Annotated in this window: 11 protein-coding genes and 1 tRNA gene; 8 read left to right on the top strand and 4 right to left on the bottom strand. The window is 61.9% G+C overall.

The window, feature by feature from the left end:
* Window positions 1-84 precede the first annotated feature (84 nt).
* The 4 genes from SM191_RS06140 to SM191_RS06125 all read left to right on the top strand — a co-directional run bounded on the left by SM191_RS06140 (window position 85) and on the right by SM191_RS06125 (window position 5,544).
* Entirely contained in the window at window positions 85-1,458 is a 1,374-nt protein-coding gene (locus tag SM191_RS06140) for a class II 3-deoxy-7-phosphoheptulonate synthase (protein ID WP_341505405.1), read from the top strand.
* Window positions 1,459-1,581: 123 nt separating this feature from the next.
* Window positions 1,582-1,657: transfer RNA gene (locus SM191_RS06135), tRNA-Glu, on the top strand.
* Window positions 1,658-1,752: 95 nt separating this feature from the next.
* Window positions 1,753-3,570, top strand: a complete 1,818-nt coding sequence (locus tag SM191_RS06130; protein ID WP_341505466.1) for a site-specific integrase — start codon at window positions 1,753-1,755, stop codon at window positions 3,568-3,570.
* Window positions 3,571-3,900: 330 nt separating this feature from the next.
* Entirely contained in the window at window positions 3,901-5,544 is a 1,644-nt protein-coding gene (locus tag SM191_RS06125; protein ID WP_341505404.1) for a P-loop ATPase, Sll1717 family, read from the top strand.
* Between the two features lie 429 nt (window positions 5,545-5,973).
* Here SM191_RS06125 and SM191_RS06120 read toward each other — a convergent pair whose 3' ends face one another.
* From SM191_RS06120 to SM191_RS06110, 3 genes are all read right to left on the bottom strand, one after another.
* Window positions 5,974-6,462, bottom strand: coding sequence for a hypothetical protein (locus tag SM191_RS06120; RefSeq protein ID WP_341505403.1), 489 nt, complete (start codon window positions 6,460-6,462; stop codon window positions 5,974-5,976).
* 55 nt (window positions 6,463-6,517) lie between these two features.
* The gene (locus tag SM191_RS06115; protein WP_341505402.1) at window positions 6,518-7,027 is read right to left on the bottom strand and encodes a hypothetical protein; all 510 of its coding nucleotides are present in this window, start codon (window positions 7,025-7,027) and stop codon (window positions 6,518-6,520) included.
* 71 nt (window positions 7,028-7,098) lie between these two features.
* Window positions 7,099-7,407 (bottom strand): hypothetical protein, encoded by a 309-nt coding sequence (locus tag SM191_RS06110; protein ID WP_341505401.1) that lies wholly within the window; start codon window positions 7,405-7,407, stop codon window positions 7,099-7,101.
* A 643-nt stretch (window positions 7,408-8,050) separates the two neighbouring features.
* On the opposite strand from SM191_RS06110, the gene SM191_RS06105 reads away from it, so the two are divergent.
* From SM191_RS06105 to SM191_RS06090, 4 genes are all read left to right on the top strand, one after another.
* A complete protein-coding gene (locus SM191_RS06105) occupies window positions 8,051-9,910 on the top strand; it encodes a S8 family serine peptidase (RefSeq protein ID WP_341505400.1) in 1,860 nt (619 codons plus the stop codon).
* Window positions 9,907-10,047: a hypothetical protein gene (locus SM191_RS06100; RefSeq protein WP_341505473.1), complete on the top strand. Its 141-nt coding sequence runs from the start codon at window positions 9,907-9,909 to the stop codon at window positions 10,045-10,047. Before SM191_RS06105 ends, SM191_RS06100 begins: the two co-directional genes overlap by 4 nt.
* A 290-nt stretch (window positions 10,048-10,337) precedes the next feature.
* The gene (locus SM191_RS06095; protein ID WP_341505399.1) at window positions 10,338-11,378 is read left to right on the top strand and encodes a serine hydrolase domain-containing protein; all 1,041 of its coding nucleotides are present in this window, start codon (window positions 10,338-10,340) and stop codon (window positions 11,376-11,378) included.
* A 13-nt stretch (window positions 11,379-11,391) separates the two neighbouring features.
* Window positions 11,392-11,868 carry a nuclear transport factor 2 family protein gene (locus SM191_RS06090; RefSeq protein ID WP_341505398.1) on the top strand — a complete coding sequence of 159 codons (477 nt, stop codon included), beginning with the start codon at window positions 11,392-11,394 and terminating at the stop codon, window positions 11,866-11,868.
* Window positions 11,869-11,916: 48 nt separating this feature from the next.
* On the opposite strand, the gene SM191_RS06085 is transcribed toward SM191_RS06090, so the two are convergent.
* Complete coding sequence (locus SM191_RS06085; RefSeq protein ID WP_341505397.1) at window positions 11,917-12,117, bottom strand: anthrone oxygenase family protein; 201 nt, start codon at window positions 12,115-12,117, stop codon at window positions 11,917-11,919.
* Window positions 12,118-12,492 lie beyond the last annotated feature (375 nt).

The raw sequence follows: 12,492 nt of genomic DNA, 5'->3' as shown, positions 1-12,492 counted from the left end.
AAACGCCAACTTCATTGCGTCTCCCCACGATTCGGCGCATGGGCGATCGGATCGATAGCTAGAAGACGAAAGAGCAGGACCGCCATGGCCGCGAAATGGGCCCCCGATAGCTGGACGAGTGCCGAGGCGCGCCAGCTTCCCAACTATCCCGACCAGAATGCGCTGGACGCCGCGACGAAGACGCTGGCGACCTATCCTCCGCTGGTCTTTGCGGGCGAGGCGCGCAGCCTGACCGCGGAGCTGGCCGAGGTGGCGGCGGGCCGGGGTTTTCTGCTCCAGGGTGGCGATTGCGCCGAGAGCTTTGCCGAGCATAGCGCCAACAATATCCGCGACACCTTCCGCGTCATCCTCCAGATGGCGGTCGTCCTGACCTTCGCCTCCAAGCTGCCGGTGGTGAAGCTGGGCCGCATGGCGGGTCAGTTCGCCAAGCCGCGCTCGGCCGATACCGAGGTGATCGGCGGCGTCGAACTGCCCAGCTATCGTGGCGACAATGTCAACGACATCGCCTTCACCCCCGAGGCGCGCGTGCCCGATCCCCAGCGGATGCTGCGCTCCTATGCGCAGTCGGCGGCGACGCTCAATCTGCTCCGTGCGTTTGCACAAGGGGGCTATGCGAACCTGCACCAGGTGCATCGCTGGACCCACGACTTCATGGGCCGCAGCCCTTGGGCACAGAAATATGCCGAAACCGCCGACCGGATCGGCGAGGCGCTGGACTTCATGGCGGCGTGCGGCATCGACCCCGCCTCGGTCCCGCAACTGGCGCAGACCAGCTTCTACACCAGCCATGAGGCGCTGCTGCTCCCCTATGAGCAGGCGTTGACCCGGCAGGATTCGCTGACCGGCGATTGGTACGACACTTCGGCCCATTTCCTGTGGATCGGCGACCGCACCCGGTTCGAGGGCTCGTCGCACGTCGAGTTCCTGCGCGGCATCGGCAACCCGATCGGCGTGAAATGCGGCCCCAGCCTGGAGCCCGATGCGCTGTTGCGGATGCTCGACACGCTGAATCCGGGCCGGGTGCCGGGGCGGATGACGCTCATCACCCGCTATGGCCATGACAAGATCGAGGCGCACCTGCCCAAGCTGGTCCGCGCGGTCACGCGTGAGGGGCATCCGGTCGTCTGGTCGTGCGACCCGATGCACGGCAACACGATCAAGGCGGCGACCGGCTACAAGACCCGCCCCTTCGACCGTATCCTGGCCGAAGTGCGCGGCTTCTTCGCGGTTCACCGTGCGGAGGGCACGCATGCGGGCGGCATCCATGCCGAGATGACCGGCCAGAACGTGACCGAATGCACCGGCGGCGCGATCGACGTGACCGAACAGTCGCTGGCCGACCGCTACCACACGCACTGCGACCCGCGCCTGAATGCGGGCCAGAGCCTGGAACTCGCGTTCCTGCTGGCCGAAATGCTGAACGAGGAAATGGCGGAGCGTCGCAAGGACGCCGCCTGATCTGGCCGGAAGGGGCGGCGTGACGAACGGTCACCCCGCCCCTTCCACAATTATGTCGTTTTTGGTGGCGCGGCGCTTGACGCCCCACCCCACCCCCGCTAACAGCGCCCCTCCACCGCACACGGCCCCTTCGTCTAGCGGTCTAGGACGTCGCCCTCTCACGGCGAAAACACGGGTTCGATTCCCGTAGGGGTCACCAGCACCCGCCAGAATGGCGGATTTGCGCGGTTTAGGCGGTTTTCATGGACGCTTTACCCATCCTTGTGTACAAAGGATGCGTACAAAGTGATCCGTATGGCCACGCCTTTCAAAGATCCTCGCACCGGCATTTTCTACTTCCGACGGGTCGTCCCCGCCGCGCTCCGCCCGTTCTTCGATGGCGCGTCGAGCGAGTATAAGCGCACCCTCGAGACCCGCGATCCCAACGAAGCCCGTCAGCGCTACCACCCACATGCCGTGATCTATGAGCAGAAGCTTGCCGCGGCTCGTCGCACCTTGGCCAGCCAGCAACTCCGCTCGGCACGCGTGATGGTCGACGATTTTCTCGACGGACAGTCGGACGATCAACTCCGCGGCATGGCGCAAAAGCTCGCCGCGCTCGAGCTCGGGGCCTTCGAATATGCCAATGGCCTGACCGACCATGCGCCCGGTGCCCGCTACGACTTCGGCGTGCCGCCGGGCCTTGATGATCTTCGCGATCACGCAAGCCGAACCGCCATGCTGAATGCGGTGCCCGACTTCATGCCCCTGCCTTGGCTGGAGACGCTACAGCGCGTTGCCGCCCTCCCCACCCTCGATCCGATCGAGTGGTTGATCGCGGCGGTGGCCTCCGCAAACACCCTGGGCTGGCCGCTGGCGCCCGAACTCTATGAGGCAATTGGTCGCGCTTACCTCGACAGGCTCTGCGCCGCCTGCACCCTCAGCATCGATCCCGCACGAAGCCGTATCCTACCACCTTCGGTCCTTGTGGCGGGCTCCGGGACGGTCGTCCCCGCGCTATCCCCACCTTCGAACGAACCACAGCTGCCGACACCTCCAGCCAAGACGGTGCCGACGATCACCCAGGTCTATGAAGCGTGGGCTAAGTTCGAGCCGCGCGAGGCCAAACTCGTCGACGAGTGGCGAACCGCCGTGAATCGCTTTGCCCAGCTTCATGACGACCCACCCGTCGATCAGATCACGGCATCGATGGTACGAGCCTATCGCCGCACCTGCGCCGGACTTCCAAGCCGGGCAAAGAAAGAAGTTGCCGCCCTACCCCTGCTGGAACAGGTCGCACTTGCGGAAGCCGAGGGAATGCCCACGCTTTCGCCCGCGACCGTCAACAAGGCTTTGTCGGCCATAAGGGTGACCCTCGAACACGCGGTTGACGAACTGGAGGTCATCGACGGCAACGTCGCCAAGACCGTGAAGTCCATGCCCAAAAAGTCAGTGGAGGATGCACGCCTCCCCTTCGAGCCGGAGGATATGACCCGGATTTTCACCGCGCCCTTGCCTGAACGCAGCGGGGTGGCACCCCGAACGCTGTTCTGGATACTGATGCTCGCGCCATTCACCGGTTGCCGCCTCGACGAACTGGGCAAGCTGCGGCCGGGGAACATCAAGACCGACGATGGCATCCCATACATTGCCATCGAACCCGATCGGTTGCGCGTCCGCCAGGAGCAAGAGGGGCCAGCCAAGCGGATGAAGACCGCCAGCGCCAAGCGGGACATCCCGTTGCATTCGACGCTGCTTGAAGCGGGCTTCCTCGATATGGTGAGCGCGCGCCGCGCAGAAGGCGCGGAGTGGCTGTTTCCCGAACTCGAAGCCAATGCCTATGGCAGTCGGACACAGCGCCTGTCGCGCGTGCTGAACGATTTCCTCGATGCAATCGGCCTGTCCGATCCGGAACTGGTGTTCTACTCGTTTCGCCACACCGGGAAGCGCGCCGTGCGCGGCAAGGTTTTGAGAGAAATCGTCGATTTGCTCTTCGGCCATGCAGATGGATCCGTCAGCACGCTGTATGGGCGCGGCGCCGAAATGACGGTACTCCGCGACGCCGTAGAGAAGATCCAATACCCTTCTGTCGATTGGCAACCGGTGATCGCAAAGGGCCGAACAATGACATGAGGACCCGCGCGGCGAGCCAAACTTCACGTCGCTGCTATGATATGTATCCCGCCGTAATGGACGACGAGTAGCGGCGGCTACCGACCAACTCAGGCCGTTCCGATGCAGCCGCTCGAACGTCCCGTTACACTGAAACCGGTCCTTCGCCCATCGAACGGCTGCCGGTCGGCGACGCGCCCTTCCAAGTCGCTCAAGTGAGAAAATGGCGCGCATATGAGCGGTCCGTCCGCTTACGAACGGAGCTGTGACGAAGCCGCCATTCCCAATAGACATGCGGCGACCGCTTCTCCGAGAAATTTTTGAAACACATCGTTTAATCATCGACGCAGAATGAGCAACTCTGATGGAAAGCACTCTGGCAGACCCCAAGAGAAAATGGCACATAGCGGCCATCGCGGTGCCACTCGCCTTAATTCCTACGGCATGGCACGGCACGATATGGGCAAAACTGGGGGCGGTGTGACAAAATTATTGAAGGAGATTAGATTTGGCGAACCGGATGCGAACGTTGAATATATTAACTCGCTTCGTTCCAATACGAGTCCGCTGTATCTTCGAGCCTGGAGCAGGCCCGAGGTTCAGAACTACGATGATTTTGCCAATGGCCAGAAATTTATCATAACTGGGCACAAAGGTACTGGGAAAACAGCAATTTTGCGGCACATGGACCATACGGCCGTTCAAGGTGGCTATAAAACTGAGTTCATTGTCTTCAAAAATGAAATTTTACGCGAAGCTGAACTTCTACAAATTGACAATTCGGCGATGACCGGCTCGATAATTGAAGAAGATAATTTTAGAACCACCAAGTTTTATTATCATGCTATCAAAAGGGTTATGGTATCGCTGCTGGTCTCAAAGCTCAAAGCGAGCGACTCTTCGGCCGCTAACAATGGCGACGGAAAAGATCTGATAACTCGGCTGGTTGGCGTCGGCGGCAAGGAGGCTCTCCGGATTGCTTTTGACTCCATTCTTAACGTCGTACAGTCGGTCGATATCGATCTTGAAAAGGCAACGAAGGGCATTCTAAAAGTTGACCCTAGCCAATTAGTAAAGAAGGCAAACGACGATTTTCTAAATCAGGCAGTGCGCATGGCTAAAGCGCAAAGCGCAAAAATACGTATATTTTTCGACGAGATGCATTTTGCGTTTCGCGACAGGGATACTTTGCGGGCTGACGCTGCTCTCGTGCGGGATACCATTCTCGCAGCTCAATCTATCAACGAACGGTTTGCCGAAGAAGGCGTGGATGTCGTCATTTACTTGGCACTTCGTAGAGAATTTTTAGATCAGCCAGAAATTGCTCAAGCTGACATTGTGCATTCGGTCGAGTCCTACGGAGCGGTAGTATCTTGGGAGCACTATCCGTCGACAAAAGCCCACCCCATTTTCGACTTTATCACATTACGGTTCAAGGCGGCCATTGGTCCGAATTTTTCACGAACCGCTTTGCTGGACACCTATCTCCGGGATATCGATCCCGTTGATTTATTGAATTACACATGGGCAAAGCCAAGAGATATAGTCCGATTCTTCAAGGCCGCGCAAGCAGTTGATGGCAATACTGTAATTATTAGCCCTAATAAATATAAAACCATTATAAGAATTTACTCTGAACAGTCTTGGAGAGAGTGCAAGTCCGCGCTCGCGGCATTTATTCCCACTGAGGCAATGCCCTTGCTTGAGCGTGGCATTAAGCGCTTGGTGCCAACTCAATTAGATGGTAGCGCCAATCTAAAACTCGCGCAATTTCAACAATCGGTGCGACCGGCATTCCAAGCAGCACAAGAAGCTGGCGTCAAGTATGATTTGGATGACTTTACAGATGTATTGTATATGATGGGTGTTTTCTATTACAAATATACAGACAAGAATGGTCAGGCAATTTTCCAACAATATCATCGTGGCAATCGAAGCCCTGACCAAACAGGGGAAGTTCGCGTTCACCCCGCTATAGCTAAAGCACTTAGTTAGACAGAGCCAAACGGTCTGCTTTTCGATCTAACGTTCGCAGATGCACTGTCCGATGGCGAATTCGGGGCGGCTGCTGTCGCCCTGTGAGCGGCAGCTATCCCAGCTTCTACGCTCTGAAACCGACATTCGTCTATCGGCCCGCGTTGTGCGTTCGCCGACCGATCGTTGGAGCTCCGGGAATGGCGGGTGTTGGACATGCACCTGCCATTCTCGGCGATCAATGCGAACGGCGGGTTTGTCCCAACGGCGGCCGCCCCGGTGCCAGCTAATATAATGGAACGACGCCGTTGGGCACGACGGTGATAGCCACGTCCTCATACCCTATGCGGACGAGGCGGCATATTCGGACACGAAGGTAACAATTTTATTGGCAGGTGTCCGAATTCGCTGGTTCGTCCGTATAGGATGATAGACCTCGACCAAGGGTCGTCAGGCGGCCTGCGCCCACAGCGTGCACTGCGCGTCGTCATACTGGACGCCCGAGCGCGTGACCTGTCGGTCCAACCAGTCGCTGGCGCGTTCGATGCCCTCGCTCAGATCCTCGGCCGGCTTGCCGTCGATATGCACGATCTCGCGCGGTGCGAGCCGGAAATGCCCGCGGACATGAGCCTGCGGCAGGATCAGCCCCCGGTTGCCCGACTTCGACAGCCACAGGCGGCAGCCGCTCTGGATGTGGCAACGGCCATCGCGCGGCAGGAACATCGTGATCCCGGTCAGCGCCGGGTTCGGACGGTCGCGATATTCGAGGTGCAACACGTCGGCGTCGGTCTCGACCGCGTGACGGCCCATCTCGATCTTGTCCTCGATTTCCAGCGCATCACCGCCGGTGATGACGACGCCGGGCTTGAGCCGGCGGTTGCCGAGCAGCAGCTTGACGACGGCGCGGGTGACAGCGGCTTCGTAGGTCGTGGTGGTCATCATTCTATCTCCTTGTTTCATCCCCGCATCGGGGCCGTTCATCATGTCGTTCATCTCAACCCTGGTGCTCGGTTCGGCAGGCGCGCACGATCTGGGCGGCGGCGCACTCCAGCCCTGCAGCGCGGTCCCACAGGCAGTTCCAGGGCAGCCGGGTGCCGATCTCGACACCGTGGCGGCCGAGCTTCACCGACAGCCCCCCGCGCTCGGGCACCAGATGCAGGTCGCGGTCACGGTCGCGAAAGAAGGCGAGATCGGTAAGCAGCAGCGGGCCGGTGATCGAGCGCAGCGCGACGTCAACGCGGACCGGGTCGATGGTCTCCGGGTGGAAACCGTGCCGAATCAACAGCGTATCGCGACGGCGCGTGGCGGCACAGCGCAGCAGCGCCTGATCGAACATCGGCTCGGTGATGGGGGTCATCGCGATGATGACGTTATGGTCGAGGCATTCGACCGCACCGGGCAGGCCGGAGTTGCCGAAGAGCGGTGCGGGTTCGTCGCAACCGAGAGCTGCGAGGGCATAGTTCATCAGCGCGACCGAGGCGGTCGGCAAAACATCGTGGATCATGAGAGACATGGCGCCTTTGTGGACGTGCGTGATCCCCGGACCGGCTGGTCCGGATCAGGCCCCTTCGATTTTCATTTCTCGTCAGGGCTTCGCTCGGCCCCGGCCGATCTTCCCCTCTTCACGCGGCAGCGATCGCGGCCATCGCGGAAGATGACGTTGCCGATGACGGCGTAGCCCCAGCTATCGAGTGTCCGCGCGCTGTCCGCGATGGTACCCGCGCGGTGGATCGCGGCGGCTGGGCAATAGACTTCGGCCATGGCGGGCACCCAGCCGGCGATGCTGCCGGCGGGCTGGCGTTGCCACCATTGTCCGGCGATCAGGGCGGTCAGCAGCAATGCGGCGCTCAGGCGAAAGATGACGGGGAAGCGGCGGCGCTTCATTTTCTTTTCTCCAGCAGATTGTCGCTGCCGGAGAAGGTAAGCGTCTCGAAATACGCCAAATCGTACTGTCAGAATCGGCCCAACCTGCCGCATATTGCAGCAACCCGAACGTCATTCCTGCACGGCGGGACTTGGTTCGTTAACGGGTTCGGCCTACACTAACCCCGTTCGCCAGCAGGCGGACCGAGGCGTGACAACCTCGTCGGTAAGTAGCCGTAAGCCCGGCCCGAATCTCTTCGGCCGGGAAGCGGGCGTGCATGTCCAGGGCTCTTTCGGGGGCCTAAAGACGCTCGCGCCTGTCTTACCGCAGGTTGTCACCTCCCGGCTTTTGGGCCGGCATCGCCTCGTTTTCATATGGGGCGGTGCCGCCGGCTGGGGAAGCCAAGCACTGCCCGACACGGGGGTGCGTATGGTTGCGGGACATGGTCGCCACTGGCGGAAAGCGTTTCAAACATCATCGGTGATTTCGGCAGCCATGCTGCTCGCCGCCTGTGGCGGTGGAGGTGGTGGAGGCGTTAATTCGTCCGGATCAATCCCGACGCCTGCACCCACGCCGACGCCCAGCCCGACACCGACTCCATCCCCCACACCGACCCCACCGCCCAGCGCTGCCGATAGCGCCGAGTACAAGGCGTCCGCCGCTGTGGTCGGCGCGAAGGCCGCCTACGCCTATGACAAGGGCATAACCGGCAAGGGCGTGACCATCGCCGTCATCGACACCGGTATCGCCACCAGCAGCGTCGAGTTTGCCGGCCGCATCTCGCCCGACAGCAAGGCGTTCGAAAGCAGAATCGCGCGTTGCGCTACCTGTGCACCGGAGACGGTGACCTTCCCGCTCGACGATGTGCAGGGCCATGGCACCGAGGTCGCCTCGTTCGCGCTGGCAGCGAAAAATGGCACGGGCGTGCACGGCGTCGCCTATGAAGCGACGCTGCTCGCCCTCAAAATCGCCGCGCCCGATCTCGAGAACGTCACCGCCACATCGGTCATCAAGGAAGCCGATGGCGCCAATCCGTCGAATATCGCTCCCGCCATCACCTATGCGGTGGAGAAAGGCGCGTTTGTCATCTCGCTGAGCCTGAACGGCGAGGCAGCCGGTCACACGGCGACCGAACAACGCAACGCGATGGACGGCGTCGTCAAAGCCGACCGGCTGCTGGTACAGTCCGTCTCCAACTTCGTCGATGACAAGAGCGCCGCGCCCGGTACGATCACCCGCAACCTCGTCGGCGAAAAGCTGGAAAACAGGGACAGTTTCCTGTTCGGCATCCGCGTCGACAGCGCGCTGCGACCGCCTAGCGGCAATGGCCTGCCCGGCGATCTTGCAGACCGCACGCTGGCGGTGGTCGCGACGGACGTCAGCGTCGTCGGCAAGGACGGGCTCGCGGCGGATCATCCCGATCCACGAGCATGTCCTGACGCTCGGCTTCGAGCGCTACGTGAGCGCGCTGAAGGACGCGGGGAGCGAACTGCTGTTTCCGGATCTTCGCCCCAGCACCTTCGGCAAGCTGACCAAGGAAGCCAGGCACGTGCAACGATGATCGCATGGCGGCAGAGCTTCGCTGCCCAGATCAACGCCAGTGATTGGCGCGGGCGCCGGGACCAGATGAACGCCGCGCGCCGGATGTTCGGCATGCATTTCGCCACGATCGAGCGCGCGCTGATGGCGGCAACCGCGCCGGCAGTAGCCGCGCTCGATGCCGCTGCACGCTTCCCGTCCTACGACGCCTGGTGCGCCGGCGCGAGTGCTCCTTCTGTCCCGCAAGCTCTCGGCCTTGCGGTGCCGATGGTGGTCGCGTCCTCCGGAGACCATGCCGCTGCGGGCATTCCGGTCGCCGGCTATGCGTGGCACCGCGACGATGGGGCCTGCTTCTATCGCCGCATCAATCAGCCGGGACCAGCGTTCACCGACCATGGGCCGACGCTAGCGATCCACACGCTCCGGCGTGCCGATGTGGTCGCGGCGCTAAAGCTAGCGCAACGGAAATGGGGAACGGTCGAACTGATCGCAGGAAGTGATGCATTCCTGCGGATGGCGGTCGAGGTCGCAGACGAAGAGAAGATAATGCTCACCGGCAAACTCGCAACGCGCATCCGAGAAGAGATCGCGCTCGACGCTGCAAGATCCACCCCGCCCGCACAACCGGTACCTACAGCAACAATCGAAGCTGGCCCGGCATCAGTCAGCGCGGTGTCGTTGCCGGCAGCGACGACTATGTCCCAACCGCCCTCACCTGCCCCGCCGACCCTCGACGAAATGCGCGGTGAACACCCGGCGGTCGATGCATGGCTGGATGAATGGCGGCGTGATCCGAAGGCGATGGCAAAGCTGAGGCCGCTGGCCGCGAAAGCGTTCGCCGATACGAAGGCACGCAACCTGCTCGATCAGTGGGCTGCCGAAGGGCTGCAGGCGGCGATGCGGTTGCGGCAGCACGCAGGTGATCACGCGAAGAGGCTGGCGGCACAGGCGCAGGCACCCGGTCGAGGGCTGCAATTGCGGTGACCGGCACGGCGGTGTGCCACCGTCGCGCCGCTGCGCGATCAACCGGCGAGATGCGCCTTGCAAACGTCGCGGACGAGATCCTGCAGGACGCCGACACGCTCTGCGAGCACACCAGTCCCTCGCCGCTGACCTTCTAAGGCGGCGAGTAGCGCGAATCGACACCCGATCTGAGCCCCGATCGACACCACCGTGGACCAACGCGACGGGTGATCCTTATCTTGGTCCAGCACCATCCGCGCCGCGCGCACTCCTCCGGCGAAAAGTTGTTCGGCGTCCCGCCCTCATAGCCCCTTCCTCTCAGAAGTTGGAGCCTCCGACAAACCCGGCGCGGTTCAGTACGATCCAGGTTGCAGCCAAACAGCAACGTCGCTACCCGTCTTGCATGACTAATACAGCACATCTTCTGAAACGGACGGTTCAAGGGAGTTTGATCGCGCTGCTGGCTTGCGCCTCGATGGCGAACGCCGGAGCCAACGCCTCTCTGTCGGATATGACCGCAACCCTTCGCGAACAGCGCGTGGAGAGCGCGTCGGTTGCCGTGATCCGCGACGGACGTATCGTCTCGACGGGTGCCTGGGGTATGGCGGGGCCGAACCGGGCGGCGACCGTCGCCACGCCCTACAATCTCGCCTCGCTGACGAAGCCGCTCACGGCGGAGGTCATCCTGCGACTGGTATCGGCCGGCAAGCTGTCGCTCGACGAGCCGATGGATCGCTACTGGAGCGACCCCGACCTGTCGCGCGATCCCCGCCGGACGAAGCTCACGGTCCGCATGACGCTGAGTCATCGCACCGGGTTGCCGAACTGGCGCGATGCGAAGGGGCTGGCGTTCGATCATGATCCCGGCACGACCACCGGCTATTCGGGCGAGGGGTATCAATATGCCGCGCGCTACGCCGAGCGCCGCACCGGGCAGGCGTTCGAGACGCTGGCCGGCCGCTGGCTGTTCGCACCCGCCCACATGCGCGCCTCCGGGTATGTGTCGGCGCAAGGCGAGACGGCACCGATCGCGGTACCCTATGACGACGCAGGAATGCCGCTGCCCGTTGAGCGGGTCACGCGATACAACGCTGCCGATCTGGCCCACGCGACGGCGCGTGATTATGCGCGCTTCCTCATTGATGTCCGCAACGACCGGGGCCTGGTCGCGTACGTCGCTGCAGAGCGCAGCACATCGCAGGCCGACCTCACGCCTGAACTATGTGCCGGATCGAAAGCAGCCAGCTGTCCCCGCTGGACCGGCTTTGGCCTTGGCTGGCAGCTCCTCGGCTTTCCCGATGGCACGACGATGCTCCACACCGGTAAGGATGCTGGCGCCTTCACCTTCGCCGCGATCGATCGTGCGAGCGGCGACGGCATCGTCATCCTGACCAACAGCGACAACGGGTGGCGCGTCATCCTGCCCATCCTCGAACGCACTGGCACCGACCCGAAGCTGATTGCCTTCCTTCGCGGCCAGATGAATTGAAAGGACCGGGATCATGCTGACCGCCATTGCCGTTGCCGCAGCCCTTCTGGCGGCACCCGCGCCGTCTCCGGCCGATCCGTTGACGACCGAGATCGGCGCGCTCGATGCGAAGGTGTTCGACGCCTACAACCGCTGCGACCTGCCGACCTTCTCGAGCTATTTCGATCCGAAGGTCGCCTTCTACCACGACACCGGCGGCGCGACATTCGAACGTGACGCGATGGTGGAAGGCGTTCGCAAGTACATCTGCGGGAAGGTGAAGCGCGAGCTCATACGGGCGACGTTCCGCGTCTATCCGATCAAGGACTATGGCGCGATCGAGGAAGGCGAGCACCGCTTCTGCGACCTCGCGACGGGGCGCTGCGAAGGGATTGCCAAGTTCGTGATGGTCTGGGCGAAGCAAGATGGCGCCTGGCGGATTACCAGTGTCCTCAGCTACGGGCACCGCGCCGCGACGGCTGCCGAACAGCGGGACGCTGCCGGCAGATAGATCGTCGGCCATTTCTCAATTGGGATGGCATTTCGAGAATGCGGAGCGTTACGCGATTCCTGCGAGCGCCAGTCCAAAAATCGCCGTTGCCACCACGCCCAGCACGCTCCTGACATTGTGCAGCTTTCCCCACGACACCAGTAGCGCCCGGCTCGCCGGCCCGACTTCATCGGAGCGGATAACCTTGAGCTGCCGGTAGGTCGGCATGATCGCGAACAGGGTGAACGACCAGTTCGCAAGCAGCGTCAAGCTCCCCAAACTTCAGAAAAATTGCCAGATAGATAGCAGGCACCAATGCCAGCCACCCCTCTCGCAACAGCCAGACTGGACTGGATCGGAAGCGCCCTGTCGTAGCTTGGCTTCCACTGCGAAAGCAGGTGCCCGGCGCCAGTCGTAAGCCCGTCTGTCCATCCTATCAAGGTACAACGACCTGTCTGCCGCCCTCGTGGAAGCCGGCACTCAGGGCAGATCGCTCCGCGATTACCCCAATGTTTCGGGAGAAACCTTAATTCGGCCGCTCCTGTATAAGGATTCCTCTGCGAAACGGCTCATTTGTGACAGAGGATCTGGGCGAGGCTTTCGCTGCAGGGATCCGGTACGGGCCTTGGTCAGCTTTGGCTGGCC

It is taken from the genome of Sphingomonas sp. 2378, assembly GCF_038084995.1.
Classification (GTDB): Bacteria; Pseudomonadota; Alphaproteobacteria; order Sphingomonadales; family Sphingomonadaceae; genus Sphingomonas.
Note: the sequence above shows the minus strand (reverse complement) of the source record. Positions and strands in the feature narration are given on the sequence as shown.

Excerpts from the sequence above, each read along its gene's own strand:
- SM191_RS06125 (WP_341505404.1), top strand. The coding sequence starts at position 3,901 with ATGAGCAACTCTGATGGAAAGCACTCTGGCAGACCCCAAGAGAAAATG.
- SM191_RS06140 (WP_341505405.1), top strand. The coding sequence starts at position 85 with ATGGCCGCGAAATGGGCCCCCGATAGCTGGACGAGTGCCGAGGCGCGC.
- SM191_RS06110 (WP_341505401.1), bottom strand. The coding sequence starts at position 7,407 with ATGAAGCGCCGCCGCTTCCCCGTCATCTTTCGCCTGAGCGCCGCATTG.
- SM191_RS06130 (WP_341505466.1), top strand. The coding sequence starts at position 1,753 with ATGGCCACGCCTTTCAAAGATCCTCGCACCGGCATTTTCTACTTCCGA.
- SM191_RS06115 (WP_341505402.1), bottom strand. The coding sequence starts at position 7,027 with ATGATCCACGATGTTTTGCCGACCGCCTCGGTCGCGCTGATGAACTAT.
- SM191_RS06120 (WP_341505403.1), bottom strand. The coding sequence starts at position 6,462 with ATGACCACCACGACCTACGAAGCCGCTGTCACCCGCGCCGTCGTCAAG.
- SM191_RS06090 (WP_341505398.1), top strand. The coding sequence starts at position 11,392 with ATGCTGACCGCCATTGCCGTTGCCGCAGCCCTTCTGGCGGCACCCGCG.